Raw genomic sequence first — 19580 nt, 5'->3', positions numbered from 1 at the left:
AATTGTATAATTATTCACACTATAAACAATTCTTATACCAATTATGTTAATTACCATCCGATAGCCTGGTCATCACCTCTCGGATCTGCCCCACCCTGGTAGTAACCCCATTTGGTTTTCAGAATAGCATCCACCCTGCCGATAGGGCCTCTGGCTCTGAGCTTATAGCCCTTTTTCTCCAGATAACCTTGTTTTAAACTATCAATTGCACCGCGTTCAAACACCACTTCATCAGGCAACCATTGGTGATGAAACTTTTTTGAATTCACTGCAGTCTGCATGTCCTGCTCAAAATCAATTACGTTTAAGATCGTTTGAAAAACGGATGTTATAATGGTCGATCCACCCGGCGTACCCACAACCATAAACAAGTCTCCATCTTTTTCAAGAATGGCTGGTGTCATGGAGCTCAGCATACGCTTATTTGGTTCGATGGCATTCGCTTCGCCTCCAACCAGTCCGTACATATTAGGTGCACCTGGTTTAACAGAAAAGTCATCCATTTCGTTGTTCAGTAAAAAGCCTGCACCTTTAACCACAACACAAGCACCATAAGAACCATTTAAGGTGGTGGTGATGGAAACAGAATTCCCCTCACGGTCTACAATAGAAAAGTGTGTGGTTTCTTCACTTTCGGCAGCGGCCACAGTACCGGCATTCAATAATGCACTAGGCGTTGCTTTGTCCCAGTTAAAACTGCTCATCCTGTTTTTGATATAAACATCTTCCATCAGTTGTTTCTGGGGAACCTTATAGAAATCCGGATCGCCCAGATGCGCAGCGCGGTCAGCATAAACCCGTCTTTCTGCTTCCACCATCACCTGGATGGTGGAGTCCGCATTGTGGCCCCATTTTTTTAATGGGAAGCCTTCAACAGATTTTAGTAGCTGGATCAAAGCGATCCCACCACTGGAAGGTGGTGGCATGGTAATCACCTTATATCCTCTGTACATTCCTTCAATAGGTTTGCGCCAAACAGCCTGGTAGTTTTTTAAGTCCTGGTGAGTCATCATGCCACCCGAGCGCTGCATTTCAGCAACAATGGAATCAGCAACTGGACCTTCATAAAATCCGGCCTTCCCTTTATCTTTGATATGGGTTAAGGTGTTGGCCAGTTCCTGCTGTACCAATTTCTCCCCTTTTAGCCATTGGCCTTCCTTCGCTAATGCAGTGCCCAGCGGATTGAGTTCCATAAACTGCTTTTGCAGTTCATTTAATTCTCTTGCCTGGCGTTCGCCAATCACAAAACCCTTCGCCGCCAGCGCTACAGCAGGCGTCACTAAGTCTGCCCAAGGCAGTTTACCGTATTTTTGATGAGCCTCATAGATCCCGGCAACGGCACCAGGTACGCCTGCAGCCAAAGAGCCATACATGCTTTTATCTACGATTGGATTACCTGCCGAATCCAGGTACATATCCCTGGAAGCTGCTGCAGGCGCCTTTTCGCGGTAATCGATGGTACTGGTTTCACCCTTTGCAGAGCGATACACCATAAAACCACCGCCACCAATATTACCTGCATTAGGATAAACGACGGCAAGGGCAAATTGTACGGCCACAGCCGCATCTACCGCATTGCCACCTTTTTTCAGAATATCTATACCAACTTGTGAAGCGTAAGAATTTGCAGAAACGACCATACCATTGCGATATTCCTTACTGCTTTTTTTTCCCAATTGTCCGCCTGCACAACCTGTGAGCACCACAGGGATCAAAAAGGCAAAGAACAGGACAATGGAATTAACTTTTATAACTTTCTGCATCTTTATATAATTTTTCAATTATACTCATATTTCTTTCAAAAATCACTTTCCTTCTGAAGCTTAATTTGGGGGTAAGCTCGCCGCCTTCTATGGTCCATTGTTTCGGTAATAAAGCAAAGCGTTTCACCTGCTCCCATTTACCAAAATCCTTGCAACTATCTTCCACAATACGTTCAAATTTATCAAGCACCTGTGGATCTTTAATCATCTCCTGATCAGTAGTATAAGGGATTCCTTTTTTCTCTGACCATGCCCGCAGCGCATTAAAATTGGGAACAATCAACGCCACAGGGAACTTCCGGTTTTCACCACAAACCATCACCTGCTCGATGAGAATGGTTTCTTTAAATTTATTTTCCAGCATCTGTGGCGCCACATATTTACCGCCCGCTGTTTTAAACATTTCCTTTTTGCGGTCTGTAATTTTTAGAAATTTTCCATCGATAATTTCGCCGATATCACCGGTATGGAACCAGCCATCCTGATCAATGGTCTCTGCTGTGAGGTCAGGACGATTGTAGTAACCTTTCATAATGGCGTGACCGCGTGCCAGCACTTCGCCATCTTCAGCAATCTTAATTTCCATGCCTTCAATGGCCGGGCCTACGGTACCAAACATGGTGTTTCCATTAAAATGATTAACGGTGATGACAGGCGAAGTTTCGGTGAGGCCGTAACCTTCAAAAACAGGCATGCCTGCCGCCCAAAAGATTCGTGATAGTCTTGGGTTCAGTGCAGCACCACCGGAAACAATGACCACAATATTACCCCCCAGGGCCTCCTGCCATTTTTTAAATACAAGTTTGCGGGCTATACTCAGCTGAACATCGTAGAACCAGCTATTCTTAATTTCATATTTTTCTGCAAGACCCACCGACCAGAAGAAGATATTTTTTTTAATCCCCGTCAGTGCCTTGCCTTTTTCCATGATTTTCTCGTAAACTTTCTCCAGTAACCTGGGCACAGTAGAGAAAACACCGGGTTTCACATAGTTGATATCCGCCACAATAGTTTCCATACTCTCTGCATAGTACACAGAAATACCGCTATAGATGTAAAGGTAAACCACCATCCGTTCAAAAATATGCGACAAAGGCAGAAAGCTCAATGCTTTTTCAATACCCCCCGGTAAAAGTACGGCAGAACCTTCAAAATTTTTGACAAGGTTATTATGCGTCAACATCACCCCTTTGGGCGTACCGGTAGTACCAGAAGTATAAATTAAAGTTAAAATATCATCGCTTTTCACTGCATTTCTGTAGCTGGCTAAATCAATTTCCTGATGTTGAGCACCTTCATCTGCTAGGGATCTCCAATAAGTTGCACCAGGCACTTCATCCATGGTGTAAATAGCCAGTGGCCTCCCTAATTCACCTACAACCGACATCAGCTTATGATAAAGCACCTCATCGGCAACGAAAACCATACTTACCTCGGCATCATGGAGAATAAATTTCAAATCATGAGCAGCCAGCGTGGGGTAAAGTGGAATCTGATAAGCACCAATCTGCATGATCGCAAAATCTGTGATGTTCCACTCCGGACGGTTAGGTGACATCACGGCAATCCGGGATTCCTTGCCCATGCCTTTTGAAATCAGTCCGCGACTTAAATTATCAACGAGTTCTTTAAACTGTAGGGTGCTGTAAGCGTTCCATTTTCCTGCCCTTTTTCCACTTATAAAATCATCCTTTGGAAACTTTTCTAAATTATATTGAAGTAGATCAAATACGCGTGTGATTTCGGACATACATTTGGCGTTTAATTTGGTGAAGTTGTTTACCAAATCTAACAAATAATATGCTGGAATGAAACCAATTTTAATTCGGTAAAGAGAAATAGTCAGCTTACATTGGATCTAGGGTGGATCTACCATGGATCTACGTTGTATCTACCTTTTCCTGCAAAAACGTAGAGGCATGGCAGGTGCTTGGCACATCCCGCGAACAGTAACCACCCATTTGGTCCATTCTAAATTTTATTACCGCTAAAGGTAAGGGTGAGGGGATAGGATAATTTATAAAAACACAAATAATAATCACTTATTCAAAGGAGCGGCATAGTATTTGTTATTGGGACTCCTTTATTAAATACAATAATATATTATGAAAAAAATCTTTACTATTCTAAGTTTAATAGTGCTTACTTCCCTTGCCATGTACAGCACTTCGAAGGCACAAAATTATAAAAACGCTATTGGTGGTCGTTTTGGAACGGCAAATGGTGTAACGTTTAAGACTTCTTTAGGTGGCAATAAAATGTTGGACATTATCGCTAATTTTAGGTCACACCGTGATGTGAATTATTTCCGTTTAACAGGTTTGTATGAAATCAATATGCCTATAGCCGGAGCACCTGGATTAGGCTGGTACTATGGTGCCGGTGGTACTATAGGATCTGTAAATTACAAAAACGATTACAATCATAATAACGACCTTTACCTATCGGTAGACGGCGTTTTAGGTTTAGACTATAAATTTACTGGTGCGCCATTAAATCTTTCCTTAGACTGGAAGCCAGCAATTGAGCTTGCACCAGACACGGAATTTGACGGAGCCGGACTAGGATTATCTTTCCGCTTTACGTTCTAGAAATTTTTAAACTAATAAAAAAAGCCCGATGCATTTTTGATGCATCGGGCTTTTTTTATGTATGATTCCAGCCCCAACAAACAAATACTTTGACTTTTATGCTAGAGAGCCACGCGTCGTTGCTGTCAGCTTGCTGAAGACTAACTATCTTATTTCGGCAAAATATTCTGATTGAGATGGAAAAAGTTTTGCGGATCGTATTTCTTTTTCAACTGCACAAGACGTGGGTAGTTAGCACCAAAGGTACTTTTTGATGCAGCTTCTCCTCTTGTACTCATAAAATTTGCATAAATATGCCCGCCCGAATACGGTTGCATTAGTTCAAATGTTTTGTTTAGCCACGCTATGCATACCGAGGCGTTTGCAGGATCTTTCCATTGCACCCAAGACACAAGGTGTACAGCACCTTCCTTACGAAGCCCGAAAGCCGTTGCATCCGGTGCAACACGACAAACTTCTCCATGCACGTAGTGACTAAAGTTGAAAACCAATCCGCATGACGGCGGCGGTTGTGCAAAGCGCTCAAGTATAAGATCGATTACTTCATCCGATAGTTGTTCAATATATGAACCTTTATCTGAATCGAACGGGCAGGGAATCATTCCACCATCCGCACTCATATTATACACTTGCGAGAAATTCCTGCGCTTTACCGAATCTTGTTCAGGAGCAATGAACCTGCGGAATGCATCAAGCAGTCGCTCCCCTTTATCCAGATTGCCCGAGTAAACAAACTGTACCGTAATACTTCCCTTGCCTTGCGTGGCCAGATAGAAGTCAGCTTGCAGTTCATCGGGAGCAGCCGACATAAATTCCCCAAAGAACCGGAGTAATGAACGGGCCTTATTGATTGGATAAATAAAGCTACCGGCAAGCACTTCGCTAATCGGATGCAATTTGTATTCAAATGAAGTAGCAACGCCAAAGTTTCCGCCACCACCACGAATGGCCCAGAATAGGTCTTGATTGGTACTTTCGTCTGTTTTTAGTGTACGGGCATCTTCTGTGATAATACGGGCTGAAATTATGTTATCACAAGACGCTCCATATAACCCCGAAAGCCAACCTAAACCGCCACCTAACAAAAGACCAGATCCTACGCTGCCACATTGACCTAATACTGGCGCAAGACCGTAGCCGGAAGCAGCGGCAAGAATCTCTGCTGCTGTGTTGCCAGTCGTAACCTGCGCCGTTTGCCTAAGAGGATCAATAGTAATGTCCTTCATTTTCGACAGGTCAATAACGATGCCGTTTTCACAAGTACCCCAGCCTAGATTGCTGTGATTACCGGATCGCACAGACACTTCCAGGTCATGTTGATGAGCAAAATCAATGCATCTCAAAACATCCTGTTCATTTTTGCATTGCGCAATAATAGCAGGGTATTTATCTGTTTCGGGGTTCCATGCAAGCACCCGGCGTGCTGTTTCGTATGCTGAATCACTCGGTAAAATAATATGCCCGCTGAAACTTTTCCTAAAATTGCTTATTGCATCCGGGTCAAGTGGTGACTTCCATGATCTGAAGCTTTGTCCACATGCGTGTAGTAGCGTGAGCATTCCGGCAGCTATTGCCGACTGTTTAATAAACGCACGACGTGTTTTGATAGTTCCTCCTATGTAGGACATATAGATATTATTTTCATCTTACCAATTTTATCCAAGAACGGAAAGGGAAATGGTTAAACAAAAGAATCATCTTAATTGGCTATGTCCTAATAAGTGTTGTTATACTTGCATACAACACACAAATAGAACTGGAATTTCGCTAAACCGTCTCTATATCCGTATTTGCGCAATGTGTTCTTACAAAGATAATGTTCTTCTGTAAATCAGCAAGTCATTACTTTATATTTTATGAATACACTGGTTACTGAAAGTTTTGCAGGAAATGACGATGAAGTATCGATGTGTTGCCATACCTTAGCTACAACTCACCGAAAGCCTGGCCATCATGAATAAAACAATTAACCGTGACCATCAGCAGACCAATAAAATATTTGATAACCGTAGTTTGCAAACAGATTACGGCACACTAATTCCAATACTAAAGAAAGGCATGCGGGTTTTGGATGTAGGATGTGGAACAGGTGCCATTTCAAATGGCATTGCAAAGTTAGTTGCCCCCACAGGGTGTGTTATTGGCATTGACAATACAGAAAAGTTTATTACAAGTGGCAAGGAAAGCTACAAGGAAACCCCCAATCTTGAACTCGTTTATAGTGATCTATTTAACTATACGAATGATAAAAATTTTGATTTGATTGTTTCCGCCAGAACGCTGCAATGGCTTAGTCACCCGAAAGACGCGCTCAGAATAATGAAGAGCCTGTTAAACCCCGGTGGACAAATTTCCATTCTTGACTATAATCATGAAAAATTAGAATGGTCTCCCCTGCCGCCAGAAAGTATGCAGGTGTTCTATCGGGCTTTCTTAAAATGGCGAGCCGATGCTGGAATGAATAACCGGATCGCTGATGACCTGGCTGACTTTTTTATTGAAGCTGGCTTTCATTCCATTGAAATTTTCAATGCTGACGAGATTTATAAGAAGGAAGCTCAAAATTTTTTGGAAAGAATAGGGATTTGGTCAAAGGTTGCCAACTTAAAACAAATTGTTGATGAGGGTTACATCACCGAAGATTTAAGGTTAAAAGCTATCGAGGAATATGATGAGTGGATAAAAACTGATGCTAAACAGATGATCATGAAGTTAAAGGAAGTTAGAGGAAAGGCATGAAGAAGTTACCAATACGGAATTTAAAATCTACAATGGAAAAAGACATCGAAAAACTAAAATATCCAATTGGGAAATTTCAAAAACCTGAGCATATTGATAAAAAGCAAATCGAAGATTGGATTATGATTATTGAAGAATTTCCAAAGAAGTTAAGTAATGAAGTTAAGAACCTCACAGAAAAAGACTTTGAGAAACAATACAGACCAAGTGGTTGGACAATTAAACAAGTTGTAAATCATTGTGCCGATAGTCATATGAACAGCTTCATAAGATTTAAACTAGCATTAACAGAAGACACGCCAACCATAAAACCATATTTTGAAAATTCCTGGGCTGAGTTATCCGACTCGAAAAATTTCCCAGTAGAAAGTTCATTGAAGATATTAGAAGGTTTACACGAAAGATGGATAATGTTGCTGAAAAATCTATCCGATAAAGACCTCGAAAGACAATTCAAACATCCTGAGACAAGTGAATTAATTTCTTTGAAAACTAACATTGGAATTTATGCCTGGCATTGTGAACACCATTTAGCTCACGTGAAAAATGCAAATAACGCCTCCTATGTTTCATAAATGTTTGTCTGGAGAGTATTTGATCATGAAGCTATCATGGTATTTAATCACAATAGCTTCATTTAACATTATAATCTAATTTTTACACCACCATTGACAACAAATCCATCAACAGGTGCATAAATATCCCTGAACACTGGATTGGTGAGGCTCCCGGTATAAATGGTATCAAACTTGGTCTGGCGAGTATCGGTATAGTTCTCAAAGTTCAAAAACACCGAAAAACGCTCCCATAGCTTTTCAATCATCAATCCGGCAGTCCAGTAGCCTTTACCGGTTGCACCATCATTGAGTTTCTGCTTGCTGTAATAGTAAGCCTCAGCACCAATCTTCCACTTGTCTTCCACCTCGTACATTAGCACATTATTTAATCGGTGCTTGGAAACAAGGGGGTAAGCGGTGCTTGTGCCGCCTGAATGCTGATTTACATCAGCCAGTGTATAACCGATGAACAGTTTAAAATCTTTGTAGGTGATTTTGGCGTTAGTTTCCATTCCTTTCGTGTCCAGGTTACCTGCTGGCTGTACATAAGCTAAGTTGTTACCTGTAGCCGCTGTAAGCATGATTGGGTTATTGATGCGGGTGTAGAAAAACATCTGATTGATGCTAAAACCGACTTCACCATCAAATAAACTCGTCCGGTAATTTACATCATAATTTGCACCATAAGAACGTTCTGCCTTGGTGTTTACCACGTCGATCGGCAACACATTTCTAAACTGTATCCTCTCTGCATCTTCAGTAAACACTGATGGGGCCTTATATCCCAACCCACCACCCAGGCGGGTAGAAAAATGTTCGTTGATCTTCCATAGGCCAGACACACGTGGTAAAAAGAAGAACCCATATTCATTGTGATAATCCCCACGAACACCAGATTCAATGCTAAATTGATCAGATAAGTTCCAGGTATTTTGTGCAAACGCACCAATGGTGGTATAATTATAACTTCTCAAAGCAATGTTGCTGTTGTTATCTTCTTTAAATCGATCGGTCAGCAAGTTCAGGCCAGCCACCCAATCCGCATTTTTACCATTGCGACTGTAATTGGCCTCACTATAAGATGAAACCTGTACGCCCGAAAACAAGTAGTCTGGCATGCCGATACTGCGGTCATAATAGCTAACACTGTTCCGTAAAACCAGCTTTTCTTTCTCATTCAGTTGATGATCCAGTTCAACCTGCGAACTGTAGCGCCCGGTTTTATTTCGTTCAAAGTAAGCATTTTGTGCGTTGCCATTTCCTTTAACATATTCCAGGTCGCCACCGATACGTTTTTCAGTAGTGGCATTTATACCGGCATAAAGTGTAGTGGATTCATTCAGATAAAAAAACAGCTTTGGATTTAGCGTAAACCGGTCAAACTTAGGAATAGCCGTCAGGCCAATATCCGAAGGGTCATAAGCAGTTCCTTTGTTATACCCCCCATACACGGTGATACCGGTTTTATCAAACTTCTGACTGTAGAAACCACTTGCATCCAGTCCTAAAGCAGAGGTTCCATTCAAAAGAAAATTAAGCTGACGCTCCTCTGTGGGCTTTTTAGACACTAGATTCACTAAGCCAGCAATGGCACCACCGCCATACAAAGTAGATGAAGATCCCTTGATTACCTCTACCTGTTGCAGGTCTAATGGGGCTATCTGTAACAGGCCCAAGCCACCGGAAAAACCAGAATACAATGGAAAGCCGTCACGTATCATTTGGGTATACTTTCCATCCAGCCCCTGGATGCGGATACTGGAGTTTCCACTGGTTGCCGAGGTTTGCTGGGTCTGAATACCCGTACTTTCTGCCAGCAACATACGGATATCCCCGGGCTTCATATTTCCTTTTTCATCCAGTTCTTCACCTGCGATGACTTCTACCCGCGTAGGGATGTTGTCAATCGTTCTGCTGCTTCTGGTGGCAGAAATCACCACTTCATCCAATTCCTCTTCCTCTTCTTCTGCTTTTTGCAATAATACGATCGCAGGGCCATTTTGAGCCAAAGGAAAAGTTAATGTGTCAGTTTTTGTTTGAAAGCCAGCATAGCTAAACTGGATAATTTGCCTGCCAGAAGGTATTTGATCAATGGTAATTGCGCCCGAAGGATCAGCTGTGGTGACCAGTGTGGTACCTAGAACTTCAATATTTACTCCGGGCAAAGGCTGGTTTGTTTTCGCGTCTTTGATGACGGCTTTATAAGTGTTTTGAGCAAAGGCAGCAGCTGTAACAAACAGCAATGCCAAAAGCACAATCATTCTTTTCATCATGTGATTTTATATAATTAATTCCTAAACATGTCCTAAAAGGACTTTGGGTAAGTATAAGTCTTGTTTAGGCGGTTGCCAGATGGTTGTTGCGATGGCTGAGATCTTTACAGGAAGGTATATGGTATTGTGTTGTACAGGTCTAAAATGCGAGACAAATGTCAATATAGACAGATGGGTAGCGGTAAATCCCATGCAGGTGTCACATACATAAAACGGTGAACATTCTTTACAGCAGTCATCATCCTTGTCATTGCATTCATGCTTTTCTTTTTTCACTATCTCGTGTAGATGTACTTCCCCCTCTTCCGATGCACAACATGGCATGACGGTTAGCGTGAGTACAACAATAAATAAAAAAAGCGCGAAGATTTTCACAGGGACAAAAGTAGATAATTCTACTCAATATGAAAAATAGACTACAGGGTCATTATTGGTGGCATGAATCATGATATTATCATCTTACGAGAGATTCATCTTTGAAAAACATTTATCCCAATGAAACATAAAAAGACCTTCTTTTTAATGATCATCCTTTTTGTCGGTGTTCTATCCGGTTGTTTAAAAGCACAGAAGGCATCTCCTGATAAACAGGCCACCTTCAGCAATAAAAAGATCTTGATCGTGTATTTATCCCGAACAAATAATACAAAGGCAATTGCACAGCTTATACAAAAGAATGTGGGCGGAACGCTGGTTGCACTGGAGCTCGTTAAACCTTATCCGGAAAATTACAAGGCAATTGTAGAGCAGGTGGCAAATGAAAATGCAACGGGTTTTTTGCCACCACTTAAAACAAAGATCGACAACATCGGCGACTATGATGTGGTATTTATAGGCTTTCCCACCTGGGGAATGCAATTACCGCCACCCATGAAAAGTTTTTTAAATCAATATGACTTGAAGGGAAAAATCATTATCCCATTTAATACCAATGCAGGTTATGGCATTGGGAGCAGTTTTGAAACTTTAAAGAAGTTAAGTCCGAACAGCAAGGTACTGGAAGGATTTTCAACGAAAGGCGGCGTGGAAAGAGACGGGGTATATTTCGTCATCAAGGGAGAAAAAGAAAAACAAGCACAAAACGAGATAAAGAAATGGTTAGGGAAATTAAGCGCTGAAATTACAAAATAAAGGGGCTGCATATCTCAGTCTATTAATTTCATATATTTAGCTAATGAAGAGCTATCTGTTTTTAATAGTTATATTTTTTGCTGGTTGTACAAACGATAAGTCTGCTGAAAAAGACCATGCAATTTCAGTAACACCTCAAATCAATTATTCTATTAAGGCAAGTTTTCCTCATAGTACTAATTCTTTTACCCAAGGTCTGACATTTCATAAAGGTCTTTTATATGAAAGCACTGGGTCACCTTTGGATTTTCCTGAAACGGAATCTGTAATTGGGATTTTAGATTTACAAAATGGTGAAATTACTGAGAAAGTTAAACTTGATAAAAGTATTTACTTCGGCGAAGGCATAGTTTTCCTTGAAAACAAGGTTTTCCAACTTACCTACAAAAATCAAATCTGCTTTGTCTATGATGATTCAACTTTCAGCAAATTAGGCCAATATAGATTTGCCAATAATGAAGGTTGGGGACTCACAACCGATGGTAAACAGATTATTATGAGTGATGGAACTCATGTACTTAGTTATATTGACCCCAAAGACTTCAAGACTATCAGAACAATTTCCGTAGCTGAAAATGGATATGCTGTTCCATATTTAAATGAATTAGAATATATAGAAGGCTTTATATATGCAAATATATGGCTCAAAGACGATATCCTTAAAATTGACCCTTCTAACGGAAACGTAGTTGGAAAACTAGATTTAACCAATTTAAAAGATAACGCATTACAAATTAACGCTAATGCCCAGGAGACTAATGGCATTGCCTATAACCCGGATACCAAAAGATTGCTAGTCACTGGGAAATTATGGCCGATAATCTATGAAATTGAACTTACAAATGACTAGTTGGAATACAAATCACAAAAGAAAAAGAGCTCCATCATAAGTGGGTCGTCATACTCTAAATGAGTCGTCATGCTGATTTCATTTCAGCATCTAATAGAAAAGCTTGTGACGAGCAATGTCATTAATAACTTTTAATGGAATATCATTTAACGGCGATAACAAAAAAATAACCCCCGGAACAAGTCCAGGGGTGAGGATAATTATTTTGTTTAATTACCGAGTTTAATTACCGAACCATTTTTTTCTCACTGCCAATTGCTGTGCATTAGCCTTGTCGTCAATTACAGCGGTCAGTTTTATATTAGGATTAGCTTTTAAGGTCACCGCAAAGGTTTTCTCCAAGCCATCCCTTACCACTTTAAACTTCACTACATCACCCACTTTTTTATTTGTAATGGCAGGCATGCGCTCCACTACAGCTTCAACAGGAACACCGTCCACGCTGATCACTTGATCATTTACATTTAAGCCATCAACCCAAGCAGCAGAGTTGCGCGAAACAGCCGTAATAAACACACCCCCTTCAACAGTTCTTGAGGCAATACCAACATAGGGAATACTTGTTCCCTCATTTTCATTTTTCACCTTAATTCCTGCATAACCAAAGTATTTTTGATATTCAGCAGGGTGTGTACCATTTACATATTTAGCATAAAAATTCGAGAAACTGATGCCACTGATTTTTTCCGCCATTGCTTTGAATTCAGCATCAGTATAACCTCTTTTTGAGGTTTTCCCCTGTACATACATTGCTTTCATCACATCGTCAAGGCTTTTAGCACCTTTGGTGGCCTTCGCGATTTCTAAATCCATTAACAGGCCAACCACTTCGCCTTTAGCGTAATACGAAATTGTAGAGTTACTAGAGTTTTCATTAGGTCTGTAAAATTTAATCCAGGCATCAAAACTCGCTTCTGCAACAGTTTGCACTCTTGCACCAGGTGTATTTTCCACATTTGCCACGGCAGTAGCCAGGTTATTGATAAAGGTATCCGGGTCAATTAATCCTGCATTCAGCATGATTTTATTTTCATAATAAGCTGTAAAGCCCTCCGATATCCATAAATTGGTGGTATAGTTCTCTTTATCATAATCAAATGGACCTAAAGCCACCGGACGTAAACGTTTAACGTTCCATAAATGGTAATACTCATGAGCCACGAGGTTTAAAAAGCCATTATAACCGCGTTCTGAAGTATACTGATCGCGTGAGGCGCCTAAAACGGTAGAGTTAATGTGCTCTAAACCACCACCACCTCTTTGGAAATGATGCACAATAAAAGTATAATGCTTATTGGGGTTTTCGCCGTAAACAGCCGTTGATGCTTCCACCACTTTAGCCATATCGACTTTTAAACGCTCTTTATCATAATTTCCGCCACCAACCATGGCCACTTCATGCCTTACACCAGCTGCGGTAAATTCGAAAATGTCCTGGTTACCCACTTCAATCGGGCTATCAAACAGGATATCAAAATCTGCTGCATGGTAAGTAAACTGCTGACCTTTTACTGGCTCAAGACCGGTAGAAACTTTTGACCAGCCCTTGAAAGGGACAATTTTGATTGTACTTGGAGATTTAATCATCCCATCAGGATACATGAAAACACCTGTTGAAGATAAAAAAGCATGTGAATCATCAATGAATGAAGTACGCACAGATACTTCAAAACCATAAACACGGTAATTGATTTTTACTGCACTGGCTTTTGCATTGTAAATGCGCCACGTGTTTTTATCTACTTTTTCGGCCTTCACTGCTTTTCCTGCTGTTTGTGCTTTAAAACCTTCTACATTTTTAGCAAACTCACGTACCAGGTAAGATCCGGGTGCCCATACCGGCATTTTAACATCAATATAATCTTTGTTTAAGCCAGAGATATTCATTTCTACCTCTGCATAATGTGCCTGTGGCTCTATAAAACTTACTTCGAAACCTATTTTCACTTGTGATCTGGCTGCCATACTTAATGTTAATAATACGACTAAACCTAATAATGATTTTTTCATCTATATATTAATTGTTTTTATTTTTTATGGGGTTAGTGCTGCAAATTTATAACTTATATAAACCATTTGCCTTTCATTAATAAATTAAGCTGTAACATACTTAATACAACGCCAAGCTAACAACTAATTTAAATATTTTTGTACTCTAACATTAGCACACTCAACTTTATGAAGCTTAGATATATTGTTTACACCCTGATTGTCATTGGCATCGCTTACCTTATTTATTACCGTATTTCTGCTAACCAAAAAATTGCAGGCACTGGCAATGGCAAGGGCAAAAATGGTCCTTCAGCTTCATTAAATGTTAATGGAATGGTGGTTAGTAAAGGTAATTTCAATAATGGACTGGGTATAACCGGGGCCATTGAGGCCAATGAATCTATTGCGCTTCAAAGTGAAGTTGCCGGCCTTGTTACAGGTATATTTTTTAAGGAGGGCACCAATGTAAGTAAAGGTGCTTTACTGGTGAAAATTAACGACCGTGATATACAGGCACAATTGCAGCAAGCCCGTACCAAGGAGAAGCTTTCTGAAACGAATGAAAACCGGGCGAAACAACTGCTCGAAAAAGGAGCCATCAGTCAGGAAGAGTACGACACCTCACTTGCTGACTTACAATCCCTAAAAGCACAGACACAACTCATCCGTGCACAATTAGCCAAAACTTCCATCTACGCCCCTTTTAGTGGGAAAATAGGATTGCGTTCTATCTCTACCGGCGAATACATTACACCTTCAAAGGTGATCGCCAACTTGATGAGCATTAACCCCATAAAAATCAGCTTTTCTGTTCCGGAAAAATATGCCGGACAAATTCAGCAAAATTCTACTATATCGTTTACAACCAGCGGTTCTACAAAAAAGTTTAGCGGGAAAATATTTGCCATTGAACCAGGAATTGATGCGCAAACAAGGACCTTGCAGATCAAGGCTTTAGCACCAAACACGAATATGGAACTTTTACCAGGTGCCTTTGCTAAAATTGAAGTGTCCCTGAACACCATGGAAGATGCCATCTTGATTCCTAACGAAGCCGTTATTCCTGTTTTGAAAGGTAAAACGGTTTATATCAGCAGGAACGGAAAAGCACAACAAATACCGGTTGAAGCTGGCACACGTACGGCAGAGGCTATATTAATTACATCAGGACTAAAAGTTGGAGATACTGTTTTAACCACCGGTGCAATGGCATTAAAACCAGATGCCCCTGTGAATGTTACTATCGTAAATAACTAAAGAACAGCAACATGAGCATTTCAACCACCAGCATTAAAAGGCCCGTTCTGGCTATTGTCATGAACCTGATGATCCTGCTTTTTGGCTTCGTCGGCTATTCTTTCCTCGGTGTCAGGGAATATCCTAACATTGACCCTACGGTTGTTTCTGTACGTACTTCATACCCTGGAGCCAACTCAGACATTATCGAATCCCAAATTACTGAACCGCTTGAAAAATCCATCAATGGTATAGACGGGATCAGGAACATATCTTCTTCCAGCAACCAGGGCAGCAGTAATATTACCATCGAATTTAACCTCGATAAAAATATTGATGATGCGGCTAATGATGTGCGTGATAAGGTTTCTCAGGCAGCAAGAAATTTACCAAAAGATATTGACGGCAACCCTACGGTAACCAAGGCCGATGCCAACTCTGATGCGGTAATTACGATGACCATTCAAAGCGACAAACGCAATGTGATGCAGCTGAGTGACTTTGCAGAAAATGTTATCGCCGACAGGCTGCAAACCATTACCGGGGTGAGCAGTATTCAGATTATGGGTCAGCGCAAATATGCCATGCGCATCAGGATTGAGCCTGATAAACTTGCTGCTTATGGTTTAACGCCGCAAGACATTGTCAACGCGTTGAACACTGAAAATGTAGAATTGCCTTCAGGTAAAATTACCGGCGAAAACACTGAATTAGTGGTAAAAACATTAGGTAAACTAACTACCGAACAAGAATTCAACGACCTTATCCTTAAAAGTGATTCCAATAACGTGGTACAGCTGAAAGATATCGGCTATGCGCAGTTAGGCTCAGAAAATGAAGAGACCGTATTGAGGGAATCTGGTAAACCCATGGTTGCCATTGGCCTGGTGCCCCAGCCGGGAGCTAATTACCTGGCTATTTCTGATGAGTTCTACAAAAGATTTGAGCAATTGCAAAAGGATGTCCCAAAGGACATTAAACTTAATATATCTTTAGATAACACCCGTTTCATTAAAAGTTCGGTAACCGAGGTTGCGGAAACCATTATGATTTCACTGGTACTGGTGATCATCATCATTTACCTCTTTTTTAGAGATTGGGCAATTGCCTTCAGGCCGCTGATCGATATTCCGGTATCCCTGATCTTTACTTTTTTCATCATGTACATTTTTGGCTTTTCCATTAATGTTTTGTCTTTACTGGCCATTGTTTTAGCAACAGGACTGGTGGTGGATGATGGAATTGTGGTCACGGAAAACATCTTTAAAAAGATTGAAGAGGGTTATTCTCCTTTTGAAGCGGCTATTAAAGGCGCTAATGAGATTTTCTTTGCAGTCATCTCTATTTCCGTTACCCTTGCAGCAGTGTTTCTACCGGTGGTTTTCATGGAGGGTTTTGTGGGCAGGTTATTCCGGGAGTTCGGTATAGTAATCGGTGCCGCGGTGCTTATTTCTGCGTTTGTATCGCTAACCTTAACGCCGATGCTGAATGCTTACCTGATGAAAAAGACCGGTCACAAAAAATCGAAGTTCTATGATATGACAGAGCCTTATTTTGTGAAACTGAATCAGACTTATGCAGATAACCTCAATAAATTCCTGGATAAGAGGTGGCTGGCTATACCGATTTTGGTGTTCTGCGTTGGTTTAATAGCCTTATTCTGGAATCTCTTACCTAAAGAAACAGCTCCTTATGATGACCGCAGTGCCATCAATATGAATATAACCACGCCTGAAGGTGCCTCTTTTGCCTATACCGATCGTTTCATGTCCAAAATAAACCAAATGGTGATGGATTCAGTGCCTGAAATGAAAGTGAACATTACCATTACCTCTCCTGGTTTTGGCGGTGGCTCTACCAATGGCGGTTTTGTAAGAATGGGACTTGTGGATCCGGGTGATCGTGATCGTTCACAGGCAGAAATTGCTGCTCATTTAACGAGTATCACCAGGAAATATACTGAGGGAAAAGTTGTGGTTACACAGCAACCTACTATTTCTGTAGGACGAAGAGGTGGTCTGCCTGTCAATTACATTATCCAGGCACAAAACTTCGAAAAACTGCGTGAGAAAGTGCCTCTGTTTATGGAGGAGGTCGCCAAAGACCCTACCTTCACTATGTCTGATGTGAATTTGAAATTCAATAAACCGGAAATCAACCTGACCATTGACCGAGCAAAGGCAAAAAATCTCGGCGTGTCGGTGCAAGAAATAGGCTCTGCCTTACAGCTTGGCCTGAGTGGACAACGTTTCTCTTACTTTTTCATGAATGGTAAACAATACCAGGTCATCGGTCAGTTTGAAGTAAATAACCGTAAGGAACCGCTGGACTTAAGCTCGGTGTATGTGAGGAACAATAAAAATGAGCTGATTCAGCTCGACAACCTCGTTCATGCGGAGGAAGAAAGCAGTCCGCCGCAATTATACCGTAACAATCGTTTTATTTCCGCAACCGTATCTGCAGGATTGGCACCGGGAAAAAGTATTGGTGAGGGTATTGAAGCCATGGACAGGATTTCAGAAAGAGTACTTGATGAAACATTCTCGACAGACCTTGGCGGCGAGTCAAGAGATTTCCAGGAAAGTTCTTCTAATACACTATTTGCTTTCGGATTGGCTATCTTATTGGTTTACCTGATCCTCTCCGCGCAATTTGAAAGTTTCAAGGATCCGGCCATCATTATCTTAACGGTACCTATGGCCGTGGCAGGGGCATTTTTATCGCTGTGGTTATTTGGTCAAAGCTGGAATATTTTCAGTCAGATCGGTACGATCATGCTCATCGGACTGGTAACCAAAAACGGGATCCTTATCGTGGAATTTGCCAACCAATTGAAAGAACAGGGCAAGAATGTTCATGATGCCATCAGGGAAGCTTCAGTTTCCAGGCTAAGGCCAATCTTAATGACTAGTCTTGCCATTGCCATCGGTGCGCTGCCTATTGCCATGGCCTTTGGTGCAGCCGCAAAAAGCCGTATGGGTATGGGTATTGTGATCGTTGGTGGTACCGTTTTCTCCCTGGTACTTACCTTATTCGTTATTCCTGCAATCTATTCTTACTGGTCTAAAGAACACAAGGTAAATGTTGAACTTCAAGAATCTTTAAAAGCCGAATCCGAAATTGAAATACATGAGACAGTTTAAGTTTATCCTAAGTATATTTTTGGCAGGTTATTTTCAATTGGCAACAGCCCAGGAAAGTTTGTCGCTCAAAGATGCCATTACGCTATCACTTCAAAATAATTACGACATCAAATTAGTCAACAATGATGTTCAAATAGCAAGGAATAATGTTAATGCCGGTAATGCTGGTCTATTGCCGGTAGTGCAGGGGAACTTTGGCACAGGTGGAAGCAAGCAGAAAACTGTTCAAACGACCTCAACAGGTGAAGAAAGAACGAACGACAACGTGAGGACCACGAATATGAGTTATGGTGCAGCTTTAGACTGGACCATCTTTGATGGCTTCCGGATGTTTGCTACTTACGACAAGCTAAAAGAGCTGCAAAAACTGGGGGAAGTAAACGAAAAAGCGACGATCCTAAACACGGTTGCGCAGGTCATCAGTGCTTATTATGACCTGGTAAGGCAGCAGCAATTGGTTGTGGCGACCGACAGTGCGTTAGATATTTCAAGATTCCGTATCCGCATCGCAAAAAACAAACTGGAGATTGGAAAAGGATCGAAGCTTGATGTGCTCAGCGCTACAGTAGATTATAATACGGATACTTCGGCCGTTCTGCAGCAAAAAAACTTGTTGCTTAATGCGATGGTTAACCTAAACCAGGTGATGGCAAGAGACCTGAACATCAAGGTGTGGGCACAGGACAGCATAGACATCGACCAGCAGCTCAATTACCAGAAACTGCAGGAAACGACGTTACAGCTTAACCCTGCCTTACAAAATGCTTTCATCAATAAAAAGGTGGCTGAGCTGACACTTAAGGAAGTGAAAGGCCAAAGATATCCTGTTATTGGTGTAAACAGTGGTTATGAATACTCCAGGACTGCAAATCCGACAGGCTTTAATCAAAAATTCAAGGGCCGTGGATTTACTTATGGCCTGACCGCCAACATGAATATTTTCAATGGATTTTTACAACGGCAGAATGAGCGAAACGCAAAGATATCCATCCACACTTCCCAACTGACTTTGGAGCAAATGCAGCAAACAATTAGTGCTGACCTTTTAAGAGTCTACCAGGATTACCAAACCAACCTTGATCTGCTTAAGGTAGAGCAGGGAAATGTGGAAATAGCAGGGCAGAACCTTGCCATTACACTTGATAAATATAGGCTAGGCAGCATTGCTCCGATAGAGTTAAGAGAAGCACAACGAAACTCAATTCAGGCGATCACCAGGTTTTTAGATGCACAACATCAGGCTAAATTAACAGAGATTAGCTTAAAAGAGATCAGTGGTACTTTGAATATTCAATAAGATGATTA

13 protein-coding genes are annotated in these 19580 nt (G+C 41.2%); 8 read left to right on the top strand and 5 right to left on the bottom strand.

The features are described 5' to 3' along the window. Nucleotides 1-50 precede the first annotated feature (50 nt). Both ggt and WG905_RS04640 read right to left on the bottom strand, forming a co-directional pair. Nucleotides 51-1763, bottom strand: a complete 1713-nt coding sequence (ggt, locus tag WG905_RS04645) for a gamma-glutamyltransferase (RefSeq protein ID WP_339590538.1) — start codon at nucleotides 1761-1763, stop codon at nucleotides 51-53. After that, nucleotides 1741-3513: an AMP-dependent synthetase/ligase gene (locus WG905_RS04640; protein WP_339590537.1), complete on the bottom strand. Its 1773-nt coding sequence runs from the start codon at nucleotides 3511-3513 to the stop codon at nucleotides 1741-1743. The genes ggt and WG905_RS04640 overlap by 23 nt, the downstream gene beginning before the upstream one ends. A gap of 355 nt (nucleotides 3514-3868) precedes the next feature. Here WG905_RS04640 and WG905_RS04635 point away from each other — a divergent pair, with 355 nt between their 5' ends. Then, entirely contained in the window at nucleotides 3869-4354 is a 486-nt protein-coding gene (locus tag WG905_RS04635; protein ID WP_339590536.1) for a hypothetical protein, read from the top strand. 149 nt (nucleotides 4355-4503) lie between these two features. Here WG905_RS04635 and WG905_RS04630 read toward each other — a convergent pair whose 3' ends face one another. Then, nucleotides 4504-5982, bottom strand: coding sequence for an FAD-binding oxidoreductase (locus WG905_RS04630; protein ID WP_339590535.1), 1479 nt, complete (start codon nucleotides 5980-5982; stop codon nucleotides 4504-4506). Between the two features lie 325 nt (nucleotides 5983-6307). On the opposite strand from WG905_RS04630, the gene WG905_RS04625 reads away from it, so the two are divergent. Then, entirely contained in the window at nucleotides 6308-7093 is a 786-nt protein-coding gene (locus WG905_RS04625; protein ID WP_339590534.1) for a methyltransferase domain-containing protein, read from the top strand. Between the two features lie 32 nt (nucleotides 7094-7125). After that, nucleotides 7126-7668, top strand: coding sequence for a YfiT family bacillithiol transferase (locus WG905_RS04620; protein WP_339590533.1), 543 nt, complete (start codon nucleotides 7126-7128; stop codon nucleotides 7666-7668). A 68-nt stretch (nucleotides 7669-7736) separates the two neighbouring features. On the opposite strand, the gene WG905_RS04615 is transcribed toward WG905_RS04620, so the two are convergent. Then, nucleotides 7737-9923, bottom strand: a complete 2187-nt coding sequence (locus WG905_RS04615; protein ID WP_339590532.1) for a TonB-dependent receptor — start codon at nucleotides 9921-9923, stop codon at nucleotides 7737-7739. A 495-nt stretch (nucleotides 9924-10418) separates the two neighbouring features. On the opposite strand from WG905_RS04615, the gene WG905_RS04610 reads away from it, so the two are divergent. Together WG905_RS04610 and WG905_RS04605 are read left to right on the top strand one after the other, a co-directional pair. Next, nucleotides 10419-11054 carry a flavodoxin gene (locus WG905_RS04610; RefSeq protein WP_339590531.1) on the top strand — a complete coding sequence of 212 codons (636 nt, stop codon included), beginning with the start codon at nucleotides 10419-10421 and terminating at the stop codon, nucleotides 11052-11054. A 43-nt stretch (nucleotides 11055-11097) separates the two neighbouring features. Continuing rightward, complete coding sequence (locus WG905_RS04605) at nucleotides 11098-11904, top strand: glutaminyl-peptide cyclotransferase (RefSeq protein ID WP_339590530.1); 807 nt, start codon at nucleotides 11098-11100, stop codon at nucleotides 11902-11904. 222 nt (nucleotides 11905-12126) lie between these two features. Here WG905_RS04605 and WG905_RS04600 read toward each other — a convergent pair whose 3' ends face one another. After that, nucleotides 12127-13914, bottom strand: coding sequence for a M61 family metallopeptidase (locus tag WG905_RS04600; protein WP_339590529.1), 1788 nt, complete (start codon nucleotides 13912-13914; stop codon nucleotides 12127-12129). 168 nt (nucleotides 13915-14082) lie between these two features. Here WG905_RS04600 and WG905_RS04595 point away from each other — a divergent pair, with 168 nt between their 5' ends. The 3 genes from WG905_RS04595 to WG905_RS04585 are packed head-to-tail and all read left to right on the top strand — an operon-like array spanning nucleotide 14083 to nucleotide 19572. Further along, entirely contained in the window at nucleotides 14083-15153 is a 1071-nt protein-coding gene (locus WG905_RS04595) for an efflux RND transporter periplasmic adaptor subunit (protein WP_339590528.1), read from the top strand. A gap of 11 nt (nucleotides 15154-15164) precedes the next feature. Then, a complete protein-coding gene (locus WG905_RS04590; protein ID WP_339590527.1) occupies nucleotides 15165-18275 on the top strand; it encodes an efflux RND transporter permease subunit in 3111 nt (1036 codons plus the stop codon). Further along, nucleotides 18262-19572, top strand: a complete 1311-nt coding sequence (locus WG905_RS04585; RefSeq protein WP_339590526.1) for a TolC family protein — start codon at nucleotides 18262-18264, stop codon at nucleotides 19570-19572. Before WG905_RS04590 ends, WG905_RS04585 begins: the two co-directional genes overlap by 14 nt. Nucleotides 19573-19580: the final 8 nt, after the last annotated feature.

Origin of the sequence: Pedobacter immunditicola (assembly GCF_037482985.1) — a bacterium.
GTDB classification, from domain to species: domain Bacteria; phylum Bacteroidota; class Bacteroidia; order Sphingobacteriales; family Sphingobacteriaceae; genus Pedobacter; species Pedobacter immunditicola.
Note: the sequence above shows the minus strand (reverse complement) of the source record. Positions and strands in the feature narration are given on the sequence as shown.